Source organism: Lysinibacillus sp. ZYM-1 (genome assembly GCF_001308875.1).
Taxonomy (GTDB): domain Bacteria; phylum Bacillota; class Bacilli; order Bacillales_A; family Planococcaceae; genus Lysinibacillus.
In genome coordinates, this window is sequence record NZ_KQ465115.1 from 1 (window position 1) to 23,460 (window position 23,460).

Here is a 23,460-nt window from a genome sequence, read left to right on the forward strand (position 1 = left end):
CCCGTAGTGGAAATCAACGGCTTTACTTTATTTCATTGTAAAAGAAAAAAGACTGTAGGCAAACTCTCAAATTTTTTGAGTTTGTCTACAGTCTGAGATCCTAGTTTTTAAACTAGGATCTTAAATTTTCTAAAAAAATAGCTATTATAATTTTCTATTGATGTATCAGCGGATGAAACCAACAAAAATTTCACATTGATTCCAGTGATTAGAAGATCCCTGGATTGTCGCAAGATGCTCATTTAGTTTGGAAGTATTGGTTAGATCTATGTAGTGATGACACCGTCGCTTGAGGAGCAAATCATTTTTACTCAAAAGGAAAAGAGATTTAGATAAAGAATATTGTTAAAAATTCCTAATAACGATGAACAAAGACGTATCCTCACAGAAGCTCCAGCTAGTAAAAAACTAAAAAAAGCTGCGCCTATTTAAAAGGGCAGCTTTTCAACATTTTTTAGAACAATCCTACTGCATGTCCGTCATTATCGACATTCATGCGTAAAGCAGCTGGAGCTTTTGGTAGTCCTGGCATTGTCATAATATCCCCTGTTAGACAAACAAGGAAGCCAGCACCAAGCTTTGGAATCACTTCACGAATTGTGATGGTAAAGCCTTCTGGACGACCGAGTAAACTTGGTTGGTCGGATAAAGAATACTGTGTTTTCGCCATACAAATCGGCAGAGAATCCCAGCCAAATTTTTCGATTTGGGCCATTTGTTTTTTAGCTTGGTCAGTGAATTGTACATCTTTCCCGCCATATACCTTTTGCACAATTGTACGCACTTTTTCTTCAATGGACTCTGTCACATCGTATAACGGCGAGAAGTTGTTTTCTTCTTCCAATACAGCTAGTACTTGTTCAGCTAAGGCTAATCCGCCTTTTCCGCCTTCTTCCCAGACATTCGTACGAGCAATACGAACATGATTTTCTTGGCACCAGTTCAGAACTGCTTCTAGCTCTGCCTCTGTGTCTGTAATAAAACGATTTAATGCAATAACCGGTTCAACACCAAATGTACGAACCGTGTCGACGTGTTTCGCTAAATTTTCAATTCCTTGTAGCAGTGCTTCCACATTTTCGCCAATAAGTGCTGTTTTCGGAACACCACCATGCATTTTTAAGGCACGAATCGTTGCTACGATAACAACGGCACTTGGTTTAAAGCCTGCTTTACGTGCTTTAATATTCATGAACTTTTCAGCACCTAAATCAGAGCCGAAGCCCGCCTCTGTCACCACGATATCCGCTAGCTTACGGGCTGTTTGTGTCGCCATAATAGAATTACAGCCATGGGCAATATTAGCAAATGGACCACCATGTATAATAGCTGGTGTACCTTCTAATGTTTGTACTAAGTTTGGCTTAAAGGCATCCTTCAATAATAATGTTAAGGCACCCTCTACCTGTAAATCACGCACAAAGACAGGCTCACGTTCAAATGTATAGCCAATCACTATGCTAGCGATACGTTCGCGTAAATCCTCAATGCTCGTTGCTAAACAGAACACAGCCATAATTTCGGAGGCAACTGTAATATCAAAGCCGTCTTCACGTGGCATGCCTTGAACAGGTCCTCCTAAGCCCACGATCACTTTACGTAGTGAGCGATCATTTAAGTCCATTACACGTTTCCAAATAATGCGGCGTGGATCAATGTTTAATACATTCCCTTGGTGGATATGATTATCAATAAATGCAGATAAAGCATTGTTGGCTGTTGTTATCGCATGAAGGTCACCAGTGAAGTGTAAGTTAATATCCTCCATCGGCACAACCTGTGCATAGCCTCCACCAGTTGCTCCACCTTTTACGCCCATTACTGGACCAAGTGATGGTTCACGTAATGCTACCATAACTTTTTTATTCAATTGATGAAGGGCATCAGCTAGTCCTACAGTAACAGTCGACTTTCCTTCACCTGCTGGGGTTGGACTAATTGCTGTCACTAGCACAACCTTTGCGTCCTCACCTTGAGCTGTAATTTTTAATGGGTCAATCTTCGCTTTGAAACGTCCATACTGCTCAAGAGCATCCTCTGGAATACCCGCAGCATTGGCAATTTCCGTAATAGGTTTGATCACTGCTTGACTAGCGATTTCTAAATCTGTTAATGGTTGATTTTTCGTTGTCATTTGGCATCCTACTTTCTATGTTGTTCATTTCCATTATAGTCTTAATTGTGAAAAAAAAGAAAGCCAGATAGGCAAGCATTTCGACAATCAATTGACATCTTTGTTCAATTCATGTATGTTCTAAGAGAAAATGCAATTTTTTCACATTTTTCATTGATAGCACGACTTATTTAACTTTATTTTACATTCAAGCGCATTGGAGGCGAATGCTTATGCAACAGGGGATCGTAAAGTGGTTCAATAATGAAAAGGGTTATGGCTTTATTGAATGTGATGATGGAGAAGATGTATTTGTTCATTTTACGGGCATCCAGGAGGAAGGCTTCCGTACACTTGAAGAAGGTCAAAAGGTTTCATTTGATGTTGTGGAAGGCAATCGTGGTCCTCAAGCATCAAATGTTGTGAAATTATAAGCTACACAAACAAAAACCGAATAGAATAATATCGTTATTATTCCATCTGGTTTTTGAGATGTTTACACATAAAAATCCACTTCAATGATTGAAGTGGATTTTTAGTTTAGCGATTAATCCAATAAAAAGCACCTGGACAAACTAATGTTTCCTTTGTTCGATGTGGATCTTTTAATGTGACACCTATTGGTCCTTCTTTTAAATGCCCTAGCGTCATGGTTGCTGCTAGTTCTTCCTCATAAAAATCTAAGCGCATATTCGGTAGTTGCAGGGACGCAAACTGCTCATGTTGTTCATGTTCGGGTAACTGTAACGTCTTCTGCCATAGCTGAACCGTGGACTGCACGTCCTTGACATAAAATTGGACAGATTCCATTGTAATAGCTTGCTTTTCATCGATCGCACCGTTTGCTTTTAATTGTGCCAAACGCACCTCATCTTCATCTGCCCACTCAATTAAGAATGGAAAATCCATCGAGAGATTATGTTTGCCAAAATGCAATAGCTTCCATTCTATTATCGTGCCGTCTGGTCTTGTTCGGCTGCAAGCATCGGGGCCATAAACGTCAAAACCCAGTGCACGCAATCGTTGACCCTCTTCTTCAATATTTTTAGTGCGCAAAGCAATTCGTGAAAATCCTTGGCGCTCTTGATCACGTTTAAACGTATAATGTAGGGAATATGGGTACTGGGCCGCTTGCTCAAATAAATCACGATCATAAATAGCGATTTGTTCAATATAGCTTAAGCCAAAATAACTTAGCGTATTGTACGTCCCCCACATCGTGTGTTGACCACCGTTCACTGTATGGACATTTCGTTTATTGAAGAAAACCTTTATATTTTCTGGTGATTCTACTTGATGTACCAGATGATCAAAATATAAAGTCATGGCAATTCCCCTTTCTTTCCCCCATTTGCTTTACCTGGATGTTTAATTGATTTAAAATTTACTCAAGAAAAGGAGTTAATGTATAGTATGAAAAAAAGTGCAATTTACCTACTAACTCCGTTAACTAATTTATTACTAACTATAAAGAGGTGATTTGAATGACAGATCAAGTAGCTGCTTTTAAATTGGCATTGGGTAATTATCCTACAGGTGTAACCGTTGTTACAGCATGTCATGAATCGGATCCAATTGGCTTAACAGTCAATTCTTTTGCATCTGTTTCCATTGACCCACTCCTTATTTTGTGGTCACTTGATAAAAAATCTCAGCTCCATTCTTACTTTACGGCTGCGCCAAAATTCGCTGTCAATATTTTAGCGAGTGATCAAGAACATTTATGTACATTATTTGCAAGTAAAATCCCAGATCGCTTTGCTCAAGCAAAATGGTCTACCTCCACTTTTGGACTACCGATTTTACATGATACAGCAGCTATTTTACAATGTAAATCCTTTCAGCAAATAGATGCTGGCGACCATACCATTTTCATTGGGCAAGTGATAGACATTACAAATTTCCAAAAAGAACCTCTTCTTTATCATCGCCGTCATATCGGTCAGATTCCAAAAAGCTTTTATAGCTAATATCCATAAAAAAAGGGCCACTTGTAAGCAAAGGAATCCATGCTTATTGGTGGCCTTTTGACATCGTTCAACTGAAATGATCATTATTTTTTCTGTGGAAACCTCTGCTTTTCAAGCCTATTAATTTGAACAATTACACCATCTTGAATCGTAATATGCACTTCACCAAATTCAAGATTTTGAATGGCCTTTGCAATTGCCTCTAATTTCTTATCCTCTACCTTTGCCGACTGAGCCATACGATACACCCCTTCTTTCTCATCCTTGTTGTTTAAAAGAGGCCAATGCATCAAACTGTTTGATAGCCCCTCCTATCTCTCAGTTACATCTGTTGGATTTGGCACCTTTCTTTTCGGTTGCCGAGGCTTCATTGGGCCAAGTCCCTCCACCTCTCTCGATAAGAGTACTGCGTTTCTTGAAAATAATTCTATAATTCTGTCATACGATTGTCAATATAAATTATTAGAAAACCTAGTTGAATACTTTGTAATATGTAATCTAGATGAGAGAAGTGCCTTTACTCAAGTATTTTATGCCTAATCAAAGATAAATAGATGACTATCCATTAATTTATTACGGACTCCATTTTCTCAAAATGGATTCAAGTGGACCTCGATTATGATTGGCTCTCCACCATACAGAAACAACTACACAACCTATAAAATAACAGCATGCATACAACATGGAAAAGGCAAGCGTTTGGTTCTCCAGCTTATTGCAAATGATGAGTATCCCTATGCCTATAAAAACATGGCCAACATAATGGGTTAACGACATTTGACCCGTTATAACCAAAGCTTCAATCACCTTATTTTTGCACTTCTCAACAAGATAGATGGAGCACACAATGAGGACAATTGCCGAACCCGAATTAGATAAAACATACATCATATTAGGCGGAATCGGTCCTGTATCAAACAAGTACAATGCACTCTCTATATCTAATAAATGCACTGTCGTAACCTTAATGATGACAGTTGAAAAGGTTTCCGTCATAGTGACTAGCAAGACACCTGTTGCCAGTAATCCCTTCCTTAAGGTACGATTTGTTAAATCTAAATTGCCGATCAACATACCAATGAGAAAGAAACAAATCCATGGGAATACTGGATGGTAACCATTAAACATTAAATTCCTTGTAAAACCTGTTGGTGTCCAAAAATCAAGATACTCTAGTAATACATATGTTGGATGCCAGCCAGCAAGGTAATTAAATTGGATTTGGAGCCATTGTGAGACGATGAGGATGATAGTGATTAAGAGAATCATCGTTTTCTTGGATATGACAATCAAACATGCTGCAACAAACATATAAACACCATAATAATGTAGTATGTCTCCTGTCCAACCTATCGCATATAACACCATCCCTATTGCAAATAAGAAAAGTGATCTCTTCCAAAGAGTATATCTATTCTGGCGAATAAGCATTGGGTCCTTGGTGTCTCTAGCTTGACGAGTCATGAAAGCTGTTCCTATTCCTGCTAACATGACAAATACGGCCGATGCTCTGCCCTCAAAAAGATTTTGTAAGGCGATAAGCCCTGTTGAACCATTGGCTGTAGAACCTGTAATGACCCCAAAATTTACAATGAACATACCCAGCATCGCCAGTGCTCTTGCAAAATCTAGACCTTCAATACGGCGATGATCATTTTTCTTTTTCATCTTCTCCCCCTTGAATGACACTATCTACTGCCTCCTTCCAAATAGCCTTATAGTTCAATTGGTTACCTGTTAACATGAAATTACCGATATTATCATAGAGCAGGGCTAACATCTGTGCCTTTGCTTCCATATTGGGATTATCCACTATCACCCTTAGTCGCACCCCATATTGTAAGATCTCAACAAAACTTGTTAAAAAGCTTGTTTCTAGCTCTACTAACTGTTTCATATAGCTTTCATCGCGAGCTGCTAATAGTACATATTGATTAAATATTTTATTGAAATAAGGATCCTTGCCTTGAGCATCAATGGACTTATAACCAAGCTCTAGTAATTCTCCCTTGAAATTAGTAGGAGAAAGCTCTTTATAATCCACTGCGATATCACGTTGTATTTCTTTATAAAGTTCCTCAAACAAATAAGCGATTAATTGATCCTTTGATTGAAAATAATAATAAATGGCTGGTTTTGATATACCGACCTCTGCGGCAATCATCGCTAAGCTTGTTTTGTCAAACCCTTTTTCTGCAAACATCACATAGGCAACTTCTATAATCTTTTGAAAAGTTTGTTCTTTATTTCCCATAATGCCCTCCTATTTTTTACCGACCGTTAAGTAAATAGTAAATGATATCCATCTTTTTGACAAGAAAAAACTGTGCAGAAGTCTACCTCTCTACACAGTTCACATCACATTTTATTGATTTTGTAAACACACCATCAATGCTTCGGCTGTTTTTTGCTTGCCCATTACCTTGATAGGCTGTCCATCAGCAGGTACAATCCAATGGGGCTCGTCCCCACCATATAATGATTGAGAGCTATTAGCTACCATAAATTGAGCATTAGCTGATTCCATTCGCAGTCGTGCACGAGCTAGTAAAAATTCCTCGTCACTTGTCGCTTCTAGCTTAAACCCTACTAACATCACATTTGGTTGCCACTCTTTTATTTGACCTAAAACTTTTGGCGCCTTTTTAAAATGAATAATAGGTGGCTCATCAGAAGGCATTTTACCCGCTTCCTCCATCAAGTTTCCTGATTGATCGTACACTTTATCAATGACCCAATCAGAGCCAGCAGCAGCCATAATAACGATATCCACCTGTTCTTGTTGTACAGCATGCCGAACCTTTTCTCCCAAATCCTCTATGCCTTCAAATTTAATCAGTCTCATTTGACCGTGATTCACTGGGAGCTGTGCAAAGTAACCATGCATATATACTACATTAGCACCAGCGACAAGTGCCGCCTCCGCTAAATAACAGCCCATTGTTCCTTTTGATAAATTCGTGTGCCCGCGTACACGATCCCATTTTTCAAGTGTTCCCCCACTTGTAATGAGTACGGTTTTACCTTGTAATGTCCCCATACACTCACCTATTTTCTAAAATATATACAAATATTATTTTACCGTAATGCGAGGATAGGCTTCAATAGATTCCATCAGCGTGCATTTTTTTGTTCCATCAACCAAGCACTTAAAATTTCCGCAAATTTCTTCGTTACAGGTGACGCATGGTGTTTCATTGCGATTCCGATTGTACGGTAGGCACCTTGCTTCAGCGGAATTGCTTTTAGTGTAGGTGGCAAAGTCTGAATAACCAATTGAGGTAATATACTAATACCTAATTGATGGGAAATCATAGAAATAATGCCTACTTCCTCTGAAAGCTCAAAGCGAATATTTGGTTTCACATGATACTGTTCTAACAAAACTTTGACATCATTTGTGCCTCTATAGGAAGTCATAATAAAAGGCATATCCTCCAAATCAACAATATCTATCTCTGACTTGTTAAATAGCGGACTTTTATCTGAAACAATACATAGTAAGGGGTCCTGCTGTAATTCGGTAAATTGATATTGCTCTGATTTTTGCCCATTTAAAAATCCTGCTTCTATCTCCCCACTAAGTAGCCATTGTTCAATTTCATAATAATCTCCCTCCCATAATTCCACCTGTATTCCGGGAAACTGGTTATCCATAATCCTAATAATTTCTGGCATCCAGTTAGAAGATATACTCGAAATAACGCCAATACGCAGGTTTCCTCGTGTCACTCCATGAATATGAGCTGCCTCCTGCTGCAATAATTCCTGTGCGTCTAACACCTGACGCATCGCCCTTAGCATGATATGCCCCTCACTTGTCAACGTGACACCAACTCTACTTCGATGTATAAGGGCAAACCCAAATTCCTTTTCTAAACTTGACACAGCGTGACTCACAGCGGACTGTGTTAATCCCAGTGCATCTGCTGCTTTTGTAAAGCTTGCTACCTCTGCTACTTTTGTTAAAATCTCATATTTCACTAGGCTCATCGGCATTACCTCTGCATACATGAATTTTTTTAATCCTATTCATTATAAACATTCGTTTTACTAATCTCAATACAAGATATATAGTAATTTTTAGTATAAAAACTGTTTTAGTACACAGATGGTGGGTGAACATAATGAGTATCCAAGGAAAAGCAAATGTATTAATGGTTATTGTCACAATGTTTTGGGGACTATCTTATACCTTTATGGTCATGGGGCTTGAAACATTGGCTGTTTATAATGTGGTGGCACTGCGTTGTATCATCGCATTTTTAGTAGCAGGGCTTATTTTTTATAAACGGATGATTAAAGTAGATGGTAAGACATTAAAATATGCAGCTATCCAAGGATTTTTATTATTCATTGTGTTCGCGTTAAGCTTATTTGGTTTACAATCCACTTCTGTTTCAAATGCAGGCTTTATTTTAAGCCTAACTGTTGTATTAGTACCGATATTTAGCAGTTTCATTGATAAAAAATTACCGTCCAGAGCAGTTAGCTTTGCGATTATTTGTACCATGATTGGGATTACAGTATTAACAGCACAGGGTTCATTTGCCTTCCATAAAGGTGATTTGTTAGTAGCGATCGCCGCGCTTTGTTATTCTATTTATTTACTTTTAAACAGCTCGTTTACAAGAAATGTGGAATCGATTTCATATGGTATATACCAACTTGGTTTCGCTGGCGTTTATGCGCTTATCTTAACATTACTATTTGAAACACCAACGTTGCCAAATTCAATGACATCATGGCTCGCCATTTTAGGTCTTGGTATCATTTGTAGTGCGTTTTGTTTTGTCGGTCAAACTGTTGCACAACAGTATACTTCTGCTACACATACAGGTCTTATTTTTTCCTTAGAACCTATATTTGCAGCTATGTTTGCGATGATGTTCATCGGTGAAGGGCTGACAGTGAAACTAGTCATTGGAGGTAGCTTTATTCTGATTGGTAATTTATTTGCCCAATTAGAGCATTTCCATGTATTGCGCTTTATAAAAAAGGATGACCCAGAAAAAGTAACGCAATAAAAAACAGAGTGATCCATTGTGATCACTCTGTTTTTTTATCTTTACAAAAATCTTCTATATTGCTCAGCCTCATTCATGCGCTCTTGATTTCTTAAACGCTCCTCTTGCTCGGCAGCTGTTTCTGGATGTGTTTGTAGCGAATCATAATCATCCTCACGTTCTGCAAATAATACGATACTCCCTTGTTCTACAAGATGAGCATAGTAAGCTATTTGCCCTTCGGAAAGATTAAAGCGTTTTAAGCCTTCTGTTACAGCTGAGTCGCCCGTAAACCAAGATTTGAATTGGTCAACCCAATTACCAGCCTCATGTGTTTGGACATCAGCATCCCATTTCACATCCTCATACTGTTGGGGATCTTTCGCAATAATATGGATATCCTCTTTATGATAGCCCTCAGATCGCATATTTTCTAAAATATGAAGCATTTCATCCCTTGTATGGGCCACTTCAATTTTTGGATTTTGTTCATTCATCATGTTCAATTCCTCCTAATTTGTATGGCTTACTAGATAATTACCCCGACTATGGGCAAACAAACGTTTTTTGCCGCTTCTTTACCAAACTGTAATAATTGTCATCTTGCTTTTATGCTTGTTTCCTTTTTGTCAAAATGGAATAAGTGCTTACTAAAAATGCATCCCCAAATGTTATGGGGATGCATTTATATTTTTATTTATCAAGGAATGCTTTTAACATCCAAGTATGCTTTTCGAGGGATTGATACATCGCATTGAGTAAATCCTCTGTACGGTCGTCCCCTTCCTCTGCTGCTAGTCCCATTGTTGAATTTAATGCTTTCATGAGCTTTTGGAAATCTGAAATCGTCGTTGCCACCATTTCCTCCGTCGTCTCATTTCCTGTTGCTTCTTCCACATATGATAGCTCTAGATGCTCTTTTAATGTTGCCACCGGCTTGCCATCCTTTGAAAGAATACGCTCTGCAATTTCATCTAAATTCAAGGTAGTTTCATTATACAATTCTTCAAATTTTGCATGCAGTGTAAAGAATGCTGGCCCTGTGACATACCAATGATAATTGTGCAGCTTTGTATAAAGCACAGACCATGTAGCTACTAGCTTATTTAATTGTTTGTTTAAGTTTTGTGTCATAATTCTGTTCTCCTCCAATGTGTCAATTGTTCTAGCCCTTAGTATGCGTTTCAAATGATGTTGGCTATACACACATTGTTCCCGACCAACAATATTTCAAACATGCTCCTATTCAAAGGGACTAATCACGTGCAATAATATTCATTAAGAATATTTCAACTATTCTATTAAATTATTTCACTTTCCGAAATAGTTTCGTTATAATGAAATCACTTACATGTAAAGGGGTGTTTTGGAATGGAAGTTTTACCATTACGAAAAGATGTTGCAGTAGAAGAAACGTGGGATTTAACAGAATTACTTAAGAATGATGCTGATTTTGAACCTACTTTAGCACAGCTTGTAGAGGACGCACTTAGCTTTGAACAAACGTATCAAGGGACCATTACGGATGCGCAAAAAGTCATTGAGGTATTAACGGCTTTCGAAAATTTACAAAAAAGTATCGTTCCAATTGGTACGTATGCTAGCCTAAACTTGCAAGCAGATCGTACGGATGATGTAGCCCAAATACGTGCTGCAAAATTTAGTACAGCCCTCGGAAAAATAAGCAGCGCCTTATCTTTCGTGCGTAGTGAATTACTCGCTTTGGATGAAGGCCTATTACAAGAAGCGGCAATCTTAAGCCCTCTTTACAAACTTTATTTAGAGGAGCTATTAAAACAAAAACCTCACCAGCTACATCCAGAAGTCGAAAAAGCGCTTGCTGCATTTAGTTCTACATTTGATGCGCCTTACGAAACGTATAATACGGCAAAATTAGTGGATATGAACTTTGGCGAATTTGAAGTAAATGGTGAAAAGCATCCACTAAGCTTTGTCCTTTACGAAAATGATTGGGAGTTTGAAGCCAATACAGAAGTTCGCCGTGCTGCCTTTAAGGCTTTTTCAAGTAAGCTGCGCGATTATCAGCATACAACAGCACAAGTTTACAACACACATATTCAACAAGAAAAAACAATGGCTGATCTAAGGGGCTTTAACTCAATCATAGATTATTTACTATTTGACCAAGATGTCGATCGCTCTCTTTATAATCGCCAAATTGATTTGATTACAAAAGAACTTGCACCGCATATGCGTCGTTATGCAAAATTAATACAAAAAGCTAATGACATCGATCATATGACATTTGCAGATTTAAAAATCGCCTTAGATGCTACTTATGATCCAAAATTGTCGATGGATGAAGCAAAGGAATATGTTGATAAATCATTAGCTGTTATGGGTGAGGACTACAATCACTTAATGGATAGAGCTTTCCAGGAACGCTGGATTGACTATGCACCAAACAAAGGGAAATCCACAGGTGCATTCTGTTCAAGTCCATACGGTGGCCATCCGTATATTTTACTGTCATGGAATGAACGTATGAATGAAGTCTTTACACTGGTTCATGAGCTTGGTCATGCGGGTCATTTTGCAAACACGTATGCCCATCAATCTTATTTTAATAGTCGCCCTTCCCTGTACTTTATTGAAGCACCATCTACAATGAACGAAATGTTGTTAGCGAATTATTTATTAACTCATAATGATGATGTGCGTTTTAAACGTTGGGTCATTTCAAATATTGTCTCGAAAACGTATTATCATAACTTTGTGACGCACTTACTTGAAGCCGCGTACCAACGCAAAGTATATGAATTAGTGGACGCTGGTGAATCTGTCAATGCGAATATTTTAAATCAGTTAAAACGTTCTGTGCTAGAAGAATTCTGGGGCGATACAGTAGATATTTCTGAAGGTGCTGAACTTACATGGATGCGTCAGCCTCATTACTATATGGGCCTATACCCATACACTTATAGTGCAGGCCTAACTATTTCAACACAAGTATCTCAGCGTATATTAAACGAAGGTGATACAGCAGTTGAAGAATGGTTAGCAGTCCTACAGGCTGGTGGAACAAAATCTCCAGTGGAATTAGCACAAATGGCAGGTGTTGATATTACAACAGACCAACCACTTAAAGATACGATTGCCTATATTGGTCATTTAGTTGATGAGCTTGAGCGCCTTACATTAGAAATTGAGGCTGTCCAACAATCATAGATGTTCTAGAAAACGGTTCTGTGCTTGTAAAGTACAGAACGTTTTCTTTTTTTAGTTCTAAGTGAAAAAATGTATACATATACTAGAATTAGGGCGTCCATCCACACTTTTTAGATATTTCAAAATAGACAATCATTTTTCTTCATACAAAAGTACCGTTATTATTAAGAGTACGCAAATTATTTAGCAATATACGATTAACAATTGTCAAAGGAAGTGTTCTAATTATGGTAAAACGTAATGATCCATGCCCATGCGGTAGCGGCAAAAAATATAAAAAATGTTGTGAAGGTAAACAGCAAGTAACAGTGGAAACAGTACAAATCGAAGAATTAGAGCGTGTGCTACAAACATTTTACTTAGAATATCCTGAGCGTAAAGATGTTCGTGCTTATATCGAGCATGTGGCCACATGGCAACCTAAATTAGAGAGTGTGCTACAGCGTGAGCTGATTGAAGCCATTGCTTTAGACGACTTTTTCTTCCATCAAGAGCCATCTATTTGGAAAAGTTATTTAAAGAAAACGAAGAAAAAGGCAGTAAGACCTTCTACAGTGAAAGTACTTGAAGATTGGTCTCAGCCAACATTATTTATTGGTACGGTATCTGTTGTTGAGGAAAAATATTTTAAAGCTAGTCATTTACTTACCAATGAAGAGCTCTATATTCGACGAGAAAATGATAAACCAATTCCTGAAGGTATGCATGTCTTTGCCTTTATTTTACCGGATGGAACGAAGACATCGACACATTATTTAGCTGTGTCTACATTGATTTTCTTCCCTGAGGATCATCTAAAAGTATTTGAAGAATTTAAGAAAAACTTTGAAGCATCCGAGAAAAAGGTTGGAGCATTCTTAAAAGAAGAACATCTTACTTTCTGGGAGTTACTTGTCTCCAATGGCTATAAGGGAGAGGAATTCACTAATTTTGAAAGCACTGTCCTTACACAAGTAAAAGATTTCTTGGAGCAAAATGATCGTGAAACAGCTCCAATGCTTGAGTTATTAGAGGACTATTTAATAGAAGGACAACCTACTGCGCGCAAAGAAGCGGCCATTGCTGCTGGTGCGATTCGTTATGGGCAGGAAAAAGAGCTTTTTGAATCTCTTTCCATGACGGTAAAAGAAATCGCCGCGACATTTGATATTTCTGCTTCTTCACTTACAAAGTATTACCAAGACTTAAGTAGCTATGTCGAAACAAAATAATCCTAAAAAAAAGCTACATTTATTAGCATATGCCTGATAAATGTAGCTTTTCTAATTGGGTACTTTATTTACTGTAAACTTTTAAAAGCTCTTCGCCTAAAAACTGTAGCTTTTCACCAACTGAACAGGCTTCAATACAGAAGCGATGAGCTCCAGGTTTACCACGTTCCTTACGTAATTGCTGAATGACTAAGCAATCTGCGCAATACGTATCATGCAGTTCATCTATATCCTTCATAACCGTCACTTTATCCATATGAACTCTCGCTCCTTTCACGTCCAAAATTCACTTCCTACTATTATGAAGCGTACATTTTGAACAAGCAACTATTTTGTTTATCCACTTCAGCTATTTTTTTCAAGACCTTGACTACTCGCACATGGATGTTTTACAGCGCATCCTTGTTGTACAATTATATGGAAGTCAAATTGTAAAGTAGGGATGATATGTTAGAGGTTTATATAGATGCTGCTAGTGCAGGAAACCCTGGTCCGAGTGGTATTGGTATATTTATTAAAGGTGAAGGGCAACATATACAAATTAGTGAGTATATCGGGCAAACAAACAATCATATTGCTGAATTTACTGCCTTAGTACGAGGACTTGAAGAAGCACAAAAGCTAGGCTCTACGCTTGTATCTGTGCGCTCTGATTCTAAAATCGTTGTCGCTTCTATGGAAAAAGAATATGTGAAAAACGAGGAATTTAAACCTTTTCTGGAAAAAGCTTTATTACTCGCTAACACCTTTGAATTATTTTTTATCAAATGGGTGCCTGATTCTCAAAACAAAGCTGCCGATGCTTTGGCACGAAAAGCTATACAAAGCAAAAATAGTTGAAACAATGCCAAGGGACTGTGTAAACAGTCCCTTTTCCTTCCCCTTCTATTCAGATACTTAATATCCCCTGATCCATTATTTTTATGAAATCAATTTTTTTACAAACTTCATAATAAAATAGCTATATCGCGCATAAAATTTTCTGATTAATCCAAAACGATGTTGACATTCATTGGGCACGGTGATATCCTTTAACACATTAGTAGTTTAGCAAACGAAAGCGATAGATTTGTATAGGGGGTAACAAAACGATGAAACGTATAATGACTTTAGTTATGATGCTAACAGCTGTAATCGTTTTAGCAGCGTGTGGCACAGCAAAAGAAAAATCAACAGAGAAAGACCAAACATCTTCTGATAAAGAAAAAATTATTATTGGTATTGACGATAAATTTGCACCAATGGGCTTCCGCGATGATAAAAATGACATCGTTGGTTTCGATATTGATTTAGCACGTGCAGCTGCAGAGCATATGGGCGTAGAAGCAGAATTTCAACCAATCGATTGGAAAACAAAAGAGGCTGAATTACTCAGTGGACGTATTGATTTAATTTGGAACGGTTATACCATTACTGATGAGCGTAAGGAAAAAGTATTATTCACAAAACCTTATCTTGAAAACTCTCAGGTTGTTGTAACAAAAGCAGATTCTAAAATTTCAAAACTAAGTGATTTAGCTGGCAAAGAGGTAGGAATCCAATCACTCTCTTCTGCCGCAGATGCATTGAATGGTAATCCTATTCATAAAGAAGTAAAAACAATTACAGAATTTGCAGATAACGTTTTAGCTTTATCAGATTTAAAAACAGGTCGAGTTGATGCTGTTGTAATTGATGCTGTTGTAGCAGAATATTACATGACTCAAGAGCCTGCTACATTTAAATTATTAGAGGAATCACTTGCACCTGAACAGTATGGTATCGGTGTGAAACCAGGCAACGAAGCTTTATTGGAAAAACTGCAAGCTGCATTAGACAAAATGAATGAAGACGGTTCAGCGGCTAAAATCTCCACAAAATGGTTCGGCGAAGATAAAGTATTAAAATAGGAACAGGATATTTTTGTAAGAGTTTCCTCCGCGAAACTCTTACTCTTTTTGGAGGGACATCGTTATGGCGGATTACTGGCAAACTATGATATGGCCGATGCTAGAAGGTGCGAAAACGACAGTCATACTGTTTTTTATCGCCATTCTTGTATCGATTCCATTTGGCTTTTTACTAACACTTGCAGTTAAAAGTCGCATTAAACCACTTTCTTGGCTTGCACATACGTATATATATATCATGCGTGGTACACCACTATTACTACAATTATTATTAATTTGCTTTGGTTTACCTATGCTGCCAGTAATCGGTGAATATTTAGTACTTGATCGTTTTGTAGCTGCTTGTCTTGGCTTTATTCTAAATTACGCTGCCTACTTTGCAGAAATTTTCCGAGGTGGTCTATTAGCCATCGATAAAGGGCAATATGAGGCAGCTCAGGTACTTGGCTTATCAAAATGGCAAACAACAACACGTGTCATTTTGCCACAAATGTTTCGCGTAGCATTACCAGCCTTATCAAATGAATCGGTTACGCTGATTAAGGATACTGCTCTGCTTTATGCTGTAGCTGTTCCAGAATTACTGCATTTTGCACAAACAGCCGTCAATCGTGACTTTACAATTGTACCGTTCTTTATTGCTGGTGTTATTTATTTAGTCATGACGCTTGTCTTGACTGTATTCTTTAAATGGCTGGAAAAACGTTTTAAATTTGAATAGAGGTGACCTATATGGCATTGATGGAAGTAACAAACTTAAAGAAATCTTTTGATCAGACAGAGGTTCTTAAACAAATTACATTTTCGGTAGAGAAGAACGATGTCATTGCAGTTATCGGTCCCTCTGGATCAGGTAAAAGTACAATGCTTCGAAGCTTAATTCATTTAGAAGAAATTGATGGTGGTAGTATTTTAGTAGATGGTGATTATCTTGTGCAAGATGGCATGTATGCCAAACCACAGGAAATTAAAGCCTTGACAGCTAAAATGGGAATGGTCTTTCAACATTTCAACCTATTCCCCCACTTAACGGTCCAACAAAACCTTGAAACGGCACCTCGCCTATTAAAAAAAGAATCATCTGAAGCCATTTCAAGCCGTTGTCTAGATTTATTGAAAAAAATTGGACTTGCCGAAAAAGCAAACGCCTACCCTGCCAACCTGTCTGGTGGTCAAAAACAACGGGTTGCTATCGCCCGCGCCTTGATGATGAATCCACAAATTTTATTATTTGACGAACCAACATCTGCCCTAGATCCTGAGCTGACAGGAGAAGTTTTAAAAGTCATGAAAAGCTTAGCCGAAGACCAAATGACTATGATTGTCGTTACACATGAAATGGGCTTTGCGCGAGAAGTAGCAAACAAGGTTGTCTTTATGGATGGTGGACAAATTATCGAATCTGACCATCCCGATAACTTTTTTACAAACCCACAAAACGATCGAACAAAGGCATTTTTACAAAAGAACCTAAACTAAATAAATGGAGAGCAGACTTAAGCTGCTCTCCTTTTTTATTGTATTTATTTAAAATACATGAATCGAAAATGCTTTCTATCAATAGATGCTCAATAAAATCGTGCTGTTTATAAAAAAGTTGCCCCGTTTTATCCCTTTAGATATGATTGTTGAAGGGATGGCTTTATGATGTTTTTTGTTTAAAAGAATAGAACATATGATTAAAAAGATTGATTAAATGACAATTAATTGTTCCTTTAATGATCCTATTTAATAGAATAATTTTAAGACAAAGCTAAGGTAGGAGGAATGGAAAATGGAAAAGATAGAAGAAATTGCAGCAGAACGAAGAACCTATACGGCAAACCAAAATACTCATTCCCATTGTTATGCTCAGTTAATTTTACCTCTCCAAGGAGAACTTTTTATGCATGCAGGGGCACAGGATCTTCGACTAGACCACCAAACATTATTTTTTATTCCTCCCGAGTGCAAACATACTTTTCATTCAGATGTACGTAACGAGTTTTTAGTTTTAGATATTCCTCATTTTATGCTAACTAAGAAAACGTTAGATAATAAAGGATTTTCCTTTAATTTAGATAAGCAATGGAAAGGGATACGCTACCTTATTCTGAATGAAATCGATAAACAATCTTTACATAGTTCTGCTCTTAAAGACCTATATCCCTATATTTCACATTATTTACTTCAAGAACAACAACCTAACTCTATTAGGTATATCCATGAACATTACAATGAGAACATCACAGTAAATAAGCTGGCCTCACTTGAACATTACAATCGTTCCTATTATTCGGATTGGTTTCTAAAAGAAACGGGGAAATCCCCTTCAGCATATATACAGGAAGTTCGTTTGAACAAAGCGAAAGAATTGCTACAAAATACAGATTTACCTATTTTACACATCGCAATTCAAGTAGGTTTTGAACAACAATCTTCCCTAACGCGATTATTCCAAAAACATGAGGAAATAACGCCAAGCCAATTTCGAAAAAAATATAGATTTTAGGAATAAACTAAGCAAATCATGAAATTTGGATAAAAAAATTCTGAATTTCAGTAAAAAACTGTTATCCGATGTTTGTTAAATTTTATATGGACTTGGTTAAAAGCCAAGTTACTTCTTGATACCTGTGGTTCTCTCTATAATCACGGTTCTTTTTTTGAGAAGCTACTTAACTTAAAAGGAGCAAAAAGATGGAAACAGTTTTAGGTTTATTTTTCACACTTTTATGGTCATCTGCAGCGATAGCTACAAAGTTCGGTTTACACTCTACCACCCCTTTGGTATTGGCTACCACTCGCTTTTTGATTGCTGGAGGTTTGCTATTTCTTTATGTTTATTTGTTAAATAAAAAATACCCTTGGCCTCGGTCACAGGAATGGATCCCATTAATTTTTTTAGGGTTACTGAATACAACAATTTATCTGGGTGCAACCTTTTGGGCATTGAATTATGTATCAGCAGGCTTATTTAATTTACTTGTTACAACAAATCCTTTTGTAGTTGCTTTCCTGTCCTCCATATGGTTAAAACGAAAAGTTTATTTACAAGAATGGATAGGAATGGTTGTAGCAGCATGTGGATTGTTAATTGGCATATGGCCATCTATCACAACTGGTGAGGCTAATTTATATGGTTTGATTATTTTGGGATTAGGAATGTTATCAATGGCGATTGGAAGTGTTTACTTCAAAAAAATCAATCTTGATCTCCCAGGTATTGTCATTAACACTTGGCAAGTGTCTATTGGTGGGGCTCTATTAATCCCTATCACTTATCTTCTCGAAAAAGAAAAATTTTTTATAAAATTGGATTATTATTTCCTTGGTTCGTTAATTTGGTTGGTGTTCTTTATTTCAATCGGCACAATGTTGCTTTGGTTTTACCTGTTGAAACTAGATACGGTAAAAGCCAATAATTGGTTATTTATGACGCCCATTTTCGGATACATATTAGCTGCTATTTTTTTAAATGAATCTATTACAGTGTTTGATATTACTGCAACCGTATTTGTGGTTTTGGGATTACTCCTCTCAGGAAATATAGCTAGCCTCCCTATCAAAAAAATTCATCACAGAATCCGTAGCGTTAGTTATGTTTCAAGGAAAAAAAAGGTTAAATAAGTTTTGAGCACAGAAATGCTTGAAATTATTAAAAGCGTGTTTTGATCCAAACACGCTCTTTTTCTGTTCATTTATCAAGTTTATGAATATCAATTTGATCAAACTCTCATATATTTAATAGATTTACAGCGTCACACCGGGATAAAAACAACACCTGTTGTTTGGAATCATGCCACAGTTGTTGCCATTGTGGCTTGTCACTTTGGCAAACTGTATTACATAAAAGAATTTAGTGCCCCAGAAAAAGCGTGGCGTTAAGTTTTTTAACCTTCGGCAACAAGAAACGGAAAGGTCAATATTTATTTAGGTCCCATTACTCAAAAATGTATCTCGGGACGCATTCAAAAAGGCTTCGATGGCAGGCGAAATCCACTTCTCTTCATGCCAAAACATTTGGGTTGCAAACGATGTGGCGGTCAAATCCCATGGTAATGGGATCAGTTCTCCCCTATTCACTTCTGCTGTCACAGCCATTTCAGGCAATATGGCGATGCCCATCCCGATTTTTGCACATTGTTTAATCGCCTCAGCGCTATTAAATTCCAATTCGGTAATTCCTCCCATGCCCTTCTGTGAAAGACTTCGTTCAAAAAATGTGCGATAGGAACATCCCTTCTCCGTCAACAAGAAGGTCTCACCATTAAAATCTTCAATGACCAACTCAGTACGTGCAGCCAGCGGGTGATCGGGTGATACCAAAATATAAAAGCGCTCATCCAGCATTTTTTCTCCACAAAATCCTATCTCGTGCTTGGCCTCATCCAGCATAAAAATAATGTCCACGTCCCCATCTTGCAAACTCTGTTTAAGGTTCGAATGAGTCAGCGGTCGAAACATAAGCCGAATCCCTGGATAGCGTAAGCGAAACGGACGCAATACAGCCGGAAGACGATACGCACATAGCGTTTCGTCCGCGCTGATGACCACTGTACCCGTCACCTCTCCTGATTGCTTGACGGCATGCTGTGCTTCTTCAAGATCACTCAAAATGTTGGCTACATAGCCTAGAAAACGTCTCCCTGCATCAGTCAGGATCACTTTTTTCCCTAATCTGTCCACCAGCTTAACACCCAGTTCTTCCTCTAAAGCCTTCATTTGCATCGTAACTGTTGAGGGGACATAGTTTTGCACTGCTGCAGCACGACTAAAGTTGAGTGTGGAAGCAAGCGTATAAAAAGTCTTTAGTTGGCGCAATTCCATGATACATTTCTCCTCTTAATTCAAAAAAAATGAACGTTTTATTCAAAAACGTTTCTTTGACTTAACAATAGCATCGTCGTAGAGTAATGACAAGAAAGGCCATCCATCTTTAACTATGAAAAGGAGTTTTTTACATGAGAGATTATGAACTTTATGAACTGGGAGATATTTTGCTGCAATCTGGTGACACGCTGCCAAATGCCGTTCTCGCCTATAAAACCTATGGAACACTAAATGCAGAAAAAAATAATGTGATAGTTTATCCCACTTGGTTTGCAGGTCTGCATACCGATAATGAATGGTTAATCGGAACTGGCAAGGCACTGGATCCAGAAAAGTATTTTATCATCATACCGAATATGCTAGGCAATGGATTATCCTCTTCACCAAGTAATACGCCACCGCCCTATCACCAAGCAAATTTCCCGCTGATTTCGATTTATGATAACGTGCGACTGCAGCATCAATTGGTTACTCAAAAGTTTGGTATTACAAAAATCGCACTTGTTGTTGGCTGGTCACTAGGAGCTGTACAGACCTTTCAATGGGGGGCAAGTTATCCCGATATGGTCGAACGAATCGCTCCATTTGGAGGGACTGCCATGACCCGAGCACATGCAAAGGTTGTATTTGAAGGAATGATTGCTGCCCTTCAGGCTGATTCTGCCTGGAAGAATGGTTTTTACACGCAGCAACCAAAAGTGGGACTGGCAGCCATGGGTCGAGTCTATGCCCCTTGGGGCTTCTCACAGGCATATTATTTGGAACAGCTCTATCAACAAGACGGCTATCAAACATTGGAGGAATACCTTGTGGATTATTGGGATCAAGTGTTTTTGACCTTTGACGCCAATGATTTGATCACTATGTTACGTACTGGAATCACTGGCAATATTAGCGCAAACCCAGCATATAATGGCGATTTTGAACTTGCATTAAGCAAAGTTACCCCACGGGCATTGATCATGCCAGGAAGTACGGATCTTTTCTTTCCTCCTCAGGACAACAAATATGAGGCACAACATATGCCAAATGCCCGCTTCCTCCCAATTGAATCGAAATGGGGACATTGTGCTGGAATTGGACAGCATGAACTAGATTCTGAATTTATTGATAAAAACCTAAAAATGTTCCTGCTTGAATGAAAACTTTTTTACACTTGACTTTCCCCTGCACGGGAAACTATATACTTCCATTAGATTAAAGATTGGAGGTGATATTTTGTTTAAAATCAGTGTGTTTTCCAGGCTAAGCAAAGTATCCTTAAAAACATTGCGTTATTATGATCAGATCGGCCTATTAAAACCAAGAAAGGTAGATCACGACACTGGTTACCGTTACTATTCGGCAGACCAACTGCTTGAGCTCAACCGAATCTTTATTTATAAGGAATTGGGGTTCACCTTGCCACAAATTATACATTTGCTTCACGAAGATATTTCAGTGAAGGATATTCAAGGGATGTTTAAGCTGAAAAAAAGTGAAATCCAGCATATCATCGATACGGAACAAGCCAAGCTCGCTCGGATTGAGGAGCGCATGCAACTTATAGAAAGAGAAGGACAAGTAGAATCAGGGCAAGAAATTAGGATCAAAGCTGAAGGCGCTCAGCAGTTCCTTTCTTTGAAAGCGCGCGGGAGAGAAGAAGACATTCCAGAACTGTTTCGTACATTTAATCAATTATTAACAAAGGAAACCCGCCAATTGGCTCAAAGTCCACAGGTCGTTTTATGGAAAGAAATAGAGGGAAAAGAGGATGAGTTTGAATTTGAAGTCGGTTATTTTTTGACCCGTGAACCTCCAGTATTCCCAGATATATTTCAACTTCGGACGCTTCCTTCAGAGCCAATGATGGCCACAATGACCTTTCGTTCCGATTCTAACTATGCTTGTACGGCCTGTGTCGATTTAGCTAAATGGATTGCGAAAAATAACTATCAGATCAAGGAAAACGAACCTGGTAGGGAAATTTATTTACCGTTATCTACAACGCAAGATGCACAATTAATGGAAATACAGATTCCCATTATAAATAGATAACTAAAGAGGCGGAGTGGATTGAATTGAAAAATAATCTGATTATCTATGTGCTAGCATTTGTTGTTTTTTTAATCGGCACGGTTGAATACATTATTACAGGCGTAATTGAAATGATTGCCACGGACTTTGGCGTAACTATTTCCGAAGCTGGGTTATTGGTGACCGTATTTGCCCTCGCAGCAGCCATTATCGCACCCATTCTAATCGCCCTAACGATAAATATGGACCGTAAAAAGTTGCTCATCGTTACCCTTAGTATGTTCATTGCCAGCAACGGACTGGTGTTTATAAGCCCCTCTTATGATACCGCACTATGGATACGTATTATTCAAGGGGTTAGCGGAGGAATCGCTACAGTGGTAGCCATGGCAGTAGCTACTCGGCTGGTTGAAAAAGAAAGAAGAGGCCGTGCTATCGGCATTATTTTGATGGGTCTAAGCAGCTCACTAGTGCTGGGTGTTCCGATTGGCACATTTTTTAGCGAGATTTTTGGATGGAGAGTTTTGTTTATTTTGATCGGTTTATTAACCATTCTTCCCCTGTGGATCGTCTATAAAAAGGTTCCAAAAATCAAAGAAGAAGAAGCGGTTACCCTCAGGATGCAGCTCTCCATTTTGAAAGATACAAAAATTCTAACTGCCTTAGCTATTACTTTATTTTATATCGGTGGATACTCTACACTATTTACGTATATCACACCTTTCCTGCAAGCCACATCGACGCTTTCCATAACCGAAATTAGTGGCATTCTATTCCTAGCGGGAATTTGTAGCTTTGTCGGATCAAGATTAGGCGGGCAATTAGCAGATGCAAAGGGATCAAGATTCACAATTAGTTTCGGATTGCTGTTACAAGGCGCAACGCTCTCTTTATTCGCTTTAGCTGGTGTCAATCTCATTGTATTAATCTTGGTTTTAATGATTTTTATGTTAGCGACATGGAGTATTTCCCCTGCCCAGCAACTATTTTTGGTCACTCTGGTACCTCGCAATCCAGATATTGCCCTTAGCGTCAATACGTCCTTCATTCAATTTGGATTTGCGCTGGGATCGGGATTAGGCGGGCTTGTCATCAGCCATACTTCTGTCCTGAATTTGAATTGGATCGCTTTGGCTGCAGTAAGCATCGCTTTTCTTCTTGCCATCTTGCTATTCAAAAAAATGAGTAGTGGTATTGAAAGCTCTATTGTTACTAAATAAAGATATTAAATAGCCCCAAATCTCTCTACATCCT

Annotated in this window: 25 protein-coding genes and 1 riboswitch; of the genes, 14 read left to right on the forward strand and 11 right to left on the reverse strand. The window is 38.2% G+C overall.

What is annotated here, in order from left to right:
* Positions 1–454: 454 nt before the first annotated feature.
* On the reverse strand, positions 455–2,134 hold the full coding sequence (locus tag AO843_RS09715; protein ID WP_054610927.1) for a formate--tetrahydrofolate ligase: 1,680 nt from the start codon (positions 2,132–2,134) through the stop codon (positions 455–457).
* 212 nt (positions 2,135–2,346) lie between these two features.
* On the opposite strand from AO843_RS09715, the gene AO843_RS09720 reads away from it, so the two are divergent.
* Positions 2,347–2,547: a cold-shock protein gene (locus AO843_RS09720; RefSeq protein ID WP_004269397.1), complete on the forward strand. Its 201-nt coding sequence runs from the start codon at positions 2,347–2,349 to the stop codon at positions 2,545–2,547.
* 106 nt (positions 2,548–2,653) lie between these two features.
* Here the strand turns inward: AO843_RS09720 and AO843_RS09725 are convergent, their stop codons facing one another.
* On the reverse strand, positions 2,654–3,439 hold the full coding sequence (locus AO843_RS09725) for a VOC family protein (RefSeq protein WP_054610928.1): 786 nt from the start codon (positions 3,437–3,439) through the stop codon (positions 2,654–2,656).
* A gap of 158 nt (positions 3,440–3,597) precedes the next feature.
* On the opposite strand from AO843_RS09725, the gene AO843_RS09730 reads away from it, so the two are divergent.
* Complete coding sequence (locus AO843_RS09730) at positions 3,598–4,083, forward strand: flavin reductase family protein (RefSeq protein ID WP_054610929.1); 486 nt, start codon at positions 3,598–3,600, stop codon at positions 4,081–4,083.
* A gap of 83 nt (positions 4,084–4,166) precedes the next feature.
* Here AO843_RS09730 and AO843_RS09735 read toward each other — a convergent pair whose 3' ends face one another.
* From AO843_RS09735 to AO843_RS09755, 5 genes are all read right to left on the reverse strand, one after another.
* The gene (locus AO843_RS09735; protein WP_080709351.1) at positions 4,167–4,322 is read right to left on the reverse strand and encodes a YezD family protein; all 156 of its coding nucleotides are present in this window, start codon (positions 4,320–4,322) and stop codon (positions 4,167–4,169) included.
* Between the two features lie 69 nt (positions 4,323–4,391).
* A riboswitch (SAM riboswitch) is annotated at positions 4,392–4,487 on the reverse strand.
* A gap of 169 nt (positions 4,488–4,656) precedes the next feature.
* On the reverse strand, positions 4,657–5,751 hold the full coding sequence (locus tag AO843_RS09740; RefSeq protein WP_054610931.1) for a DUF418 domain-containing protein: 1,095 nt from the start codon (positions 5,749–5,751) through the stop codon (positions 4,657–4,659).
* Positions 5,735–6,337, reverse strand: a complete 603-nt coding sequence (locus AO843_RS09745) for a TetR/AcrR family transcriptional regulator (protein WP_054610932.1) — start codon at positions 6,335–6,337, stop codon at positions 5,735–5,737. The genes AO843_RS09740 and AO843_RS09745 overlap by 17 nt, the downstream gene beginning before the upstream one ends.
* 111 nt (positions 6,338–6,448) lie before the next feature.
* Positions 6,449–7,123: a phosphopantothenoylcysteine decarboxylase domain-containing protein gene (locus AO843_RS09750; RefSeq protein WP_054610933.1), complete on the reverse strand. Its 675-nt coding sequence runs from the start codon at positions 7,121–7,123 to the stop codon at positions 6,449–6,451.
* A 74-nt stretch (positions 7,124–7,197) separates the two neighbouring features.
* The gene (locus tag AO843_RS09755; RefSeq protein ID WP_054611060.1) at positions 7,198–8,076 is read right to left on the reverse strand and encodes a LysR family transcriptional regulator; all 879 of its coding nucleotides are present in this window, start codon (positions 8,074–8,076) and stop codon (positions 7,198–7,200) included.
* Positions 8,077–8,210: 134 nt separating this feature from the next.
* Between AO843_RS09755 and AO843_RS09760 the strand changes: the two genes are divergently transcribed.
* Positions 8,211–9,110, forward strand: coding sequence for a DMT family transporter (locus tag AO843_RS09760; protein ID WP_054610934.1), 900 nt, complete (start codon positions 8,211–8,213; stop codon positions 9,108–9,110).
* Between the two features lie 41 nt (positions 9,111–9,151).
* Here AO843_RS09760 and AO843_RS09765 read toward each other — a convergent pair whose 3' ends face one another.
* Both AO843_RS09765 and AO843_RS09770 read right to left on the reverse strand, forming a co-directional pair.
* Positions 9,152–9,589 (reverse strand): YflT domain-containing protein, encoded by a 438-nt coding sequence (locus AO843_RS09765; RefSeq protein ID WP_054610935.1) that lies wholly within the window; start codon positions 9,587–9,589, stop codon positions 9,152–9,154.
* A gap of 193 nt (positions 9,590–9,782) precedes the next feature.
* Positions 9,783–10,223: a Dps family protein gene (locus AO843_RS09770; RefSeq protein ID WP_054610936.1), complete on the reverse strand. Its 441-nt coding sequence runs from the start codon at positions 10,221–10,223 to the stop codon at positions 9,783–9,785.
* 237 nt (positions 10,224–10,460) lie between these two features.
* On the opposite strand from AO843_RS09770, the gene pepF reads away from it, so the two are divergent.
* The gene (pepF, locus tag AO843_RS09775) at positions 10,461–12,278 is read left to right on the forward strand and encodes an oligoendopeptidase F (RefSeq protein ID WP_054610937.1); all 1,818 of its coding nucleotides are present in this window, start codon (positions 10,461–10,463) and stop codon (positions 12,276–12,278) included.
* 227 nt (positions 12,279–12,505) lie between these two features.
* Positions 12,506–13,489 (forward strand): SEC-C domain-containing protein, encoded by a 984-nt coding sequence (locus AO843_RS09780; RefSeq protein ID WP_054610938.1) that lies wholly within the window; start codon positions 12,506–12,508, stop codon positions 13,487–13,489.
* 64 nt (positions 13,490–13,553) lie between these two features.
* On the opposite strand, the gene AO843_RS09785 is transcribed toward AO843_RS09780, so the two are convergent.
* Complete coding sequence (locus AO843_RS09785; protein ID WP_054610939.1) at positions 13,554–13,745, reverse strand: zinc-finger domain-containing protein; 192 nt, start codon at positions 13,743–13,745, stop codon at positions 13,554–13,556.
* 191 nt (positions 13,746–13,936) lie between these two features.
* On the opposite strand from AO843_RS09785, the gene AO843_RS09790 reads away from it, so the two are divergent.
* From AO843_RS09790 to AO843_RS09815, 6 genes are all read left to right on the forward strand, one after another.
* On the forward strand, positions 13,937–14,329 hold the full coding sequence (locus tag AO843_RS09790; RefSeq protein WP_054610940.1) for a ribonuclease HI family protein: 393 nt from the start codon (positions 13,937–13,939) through the stop codon (positions 14,327–14,329).
* A gap of 251 nt (positions 14,330–14,580) precedes the next feature.
* The gene (locus tag AO843_RS09795; RefSeq protein WP_054610941.1) at positions 14,581–15,378 is read left to right on the forward strand and encodes an amino acid ABC transporter substrate-binding protein; all 798 of its coding nucleotides are present in this window, start codon (positions 14,581–14,583) and stop codon (positions 15,376–15,378) included.
* Between the two features lie 64 nt (positions 15,379–15,442).
* Entirely contained in the window at positions 15,443–16,099 is a 657-nt protein-coding gene (locus tag AO843_RS09800; protein WP_054610942.1) for an amino acid ABC transporter permease, read from the forward strand.
* An 11-nt stretch (positions 16,100–16,110) separates the two neighbouring features.
* Positions 16,111–16,857, forward strand: a complete 747-nt coding sequence (locus tag AO843_RS09805; RefSeq protein ID WP_054610943.1) for an amino acid ABC transporter ATP-binding protein — start codon at positions 16,111–16,113, stop codon at positions 16,855–16,857.
* A 295-nt stretch (positions 16,858–17,152) separates the two neighbouring features.
* Positions 17,153–17,869 (forward strand): helix-turn-helix transcriptional regulator, encoded by a 717-nt coding sequence (locus AO843_RS09810; RefSeq protein WP_054610944.1) that lies wholly within the window; start codon positions 17,153–17,155, stop codon positions 17,867–17,869.
* A gap of 188 nt (positions 17,870–18,057) precedes the next feature.
* On the forward strand, positions 18,058–18,987 hold the full coding sequence (locus tag AO843_RS09815; RefSeq protein ID WP_082389435.1) for a DMT family transporter: 930 nt from the start codon (positions 18,058–18,060) through the stop codon (positions 18,985–18,987).
* Between the two features lie 303 nt (positions 18,988–19,290).
* Here the strand turns inward: AO843_RS09815 and AO843_RS09820 are convergent, their stop codons facing one another.
* The gene (locus AO843_RS09820; protein WP_054610945.1) at positions 19,291–20,187 is read right to left on the reverse strand and encodes a LysR family transcriptional regulator; all 897 of its coding nucleotides are present in this window, start codon (positions 20,185–20,187) and stop codon (positions 19,291–19,293) included.
* Positions 20,188–20,321: 134 nt separating this feature from the next.
* Here AO843_RS09820 and AO843_RS09825 point away from each other — a divergent pair, with 134 nt between their 5' ends.
* The 3 genes from AO843_RS09825 (at position 20,322) to AO843_RS09835 (ending at position 23,426) form a co-directional block, all read left to right on the forward strand.
* Entirely contained in the window at positions 20,322–21,332 is a 1,011-nt protein-coding gene (locus tag AO843_RS09825; protein WP_054610946.1) for an alpha/beta fold hydrolase, read from the forward strand.
* A gap of 76 nt (positions 21,333–21,408) precedes the next feature.
* Positions 21,409–22,227: a MerR family transcriptional regulator gene (locus AO843_RS09830; RefSeq protein WP_054610947.1), complete on the forward strand. Its 819-nt coding sequence runs from the start codon at positions 21,409–21,411 to the stop codon at positions 22,225–22,227.
* Positions 22,228–22,250: 23 nt separating this feature from the next.
* Positions 22,251–23,426 (forward strand): MFS transporter, encoded by a 1,176-nt coding sequence (locus AO843_RS09835; RefSeq protein ID WP_054610948.1) that lies wholly within the window; start codon positions 22,251–22,253, stop codon positions 23,424–23,426.
* Positions 23,427–23,460 lie beyond the last annotated feature (34 nt).

Excerpts from the sequence above, each read along its gene's own strand:
- AO843_RS09715 (WP_054610927.1), bottom strand. The coding sequence starts at position 2,134 with ATGACAACGAAAAATCAACCATTAACAGATTTAGAAATCGCTAGTCAA.
- AO843_RS09720 (WP_004269397.1), top strand. The coding sequence starts at position 2,347 with ATGCAACAGGGGATCGTAAAGTGGTTCAATAATGAAAAGGGTTATGGC.
- AO843_RS09725 (WP_054610928.1), bottom strand. The coding sequence starts at position 3,439 with ATGACTTTATATTTTGATCATCTGGTACATCAAGTAGAATCACCAGAA.
- AO843_RS09730 (WP_054610929.1), top strand. The coding sequence starts at position 3,598 with ATGACAGATCAAGTAGCTGCTTTTAAATTGGCATTGGGTAATTATCCT.
- AO843_RS09735 (WP_080709351.1), bottom strand. The coding sequence starts at position 4,322 with ATGGCTCAGTCGGCAAAGGTAGAGGATAAGAAATTAGAGGCAATTGCA.
- AO843_RS09740 (WP_054610931.1), bottom strand. The coding sequence starts at position 5,751 with ATGAAAAAGAAAAATGATCATCGCCGTATTGAAGGTCTAGATTTTGCA.
- AO843_RS09745 (WP_054610932.1), bottom strand. The coding sequence starts at position 6,337 with ATGGGAAATAAAGAACAAACTTTTCAAAAGATTATAGAAGTTGCCTAT.
- AO843_RS09750 (WP_054610933.1), bottom strand. The coding sequence starts at position 7,123 with ATGGGGACATTACAAGGTAAAACCGTACTCATTACAAGTGGGGGAACA.
- AO843_RS09755 (WP_054611060.1), bottom strand. The coding sequence starts at position 8,076 with ATGAGCCTAGTGAAATATGAGATTTTAACAAAAGTAGCAGAGGTAGCA.
- AO843_RS09760 (WP_054610934.1), top strand. The coding sequence starts at position 8,211 with ATGAGTATCCAAGGAAAAGCAAATGTATTAATGGTTATTGTCACAATG.
- AO843_RS09765 (WP_054610935.1), bottom strand. The coding sequence starts at position 9,589 with ATGATGAATGAACAAAATCCAAAAATTGAAGTGGCCCATACAAGGGAT.
- AO843_RS09770 (WP_054610936.1), bottom strand. The coding sequence starts at position 10,223 with ATGACACAAAACTTAAACAAACAATTAAATAAGCTAGTAGCTACATGG.
- pepF (WP_054610937.1), top strand. The coding sequence starts at position 10,461 with ATGGAAGTTTTACCATTACGAAAAGATGTTGCAGTAGAAGAAACGTGG.
- AO843_RS09780 (WP_054610938.1), top strand. The coding sequence starts at position 12,506 with ATGGTAAAACGTAATGATCCATGCCCATGCGGTAGCGGCAAAAAATAT.
- AO843_RS09785 (WP_054610939.1), bottom strand. The coding sequence starts at position 13,745 with ATGGATAAAGTGACGGTTATGAAGGATATAGATGAACTGCATGATACG.
- AO843_RS09790 (WP_054610940.1), top strand. The coding sequence starts at position 13,937 with ATGTTAGAGGTTTATATAGATGCTGCTAGTGCAGGAAACCCTGGTCCG.
- AO843_RS09795 (WP_054610941.1), top strand. The coding sequence starts at position 14,581 with ATGAAACGTATAATGACTTTAGTTATGATGCTAACAGCTGTAATCGTT.
- AO843_RS09800 (WP_054610942.1), top strand. The coding sequence starts at position 15,443 with ATGGCGGATTACTGGCAAACTATGATATGGCCGATGCTAGAAGGTGCG.
- AO843_RS09805 (WP_054610943.1), top strand. The coding sequence starts at position 16,111 with ATGGCATTGATGGAAGTAACAAACTTAAAGAAATCTTTTGATCAGACA.
- AO843_RS09810 (WP_054610944.1), top strand. The coding sequence starts at position 17,153 with ATGGAAAAGATAGAAGAAATTGCAGCAGAACGAAGAACCTATACGGCA.
- AO843_RS09815 (WP_082389435.1), top strand. The coding sequence starts at position 18,058 with ATGGAAACAGTTTTAGGTTTATTTTTCACACTTTTATGGTCATCTGCA.
- AO843_RS09820 (WP_054610945.1), bottom strand. The coding sequence starts at position 20,187 with ATGGAATTGCGCCAACTAAAGACTTTTTATACGCTTGCTTCCACACTC.
- AO843_RS09825 (WP_054610946.1), top strand. The coding sequence starts at position 20,322 with ATGAGAGATTATGAACTTTATGAACTGGGAGATATTTTGCTGCAATCT.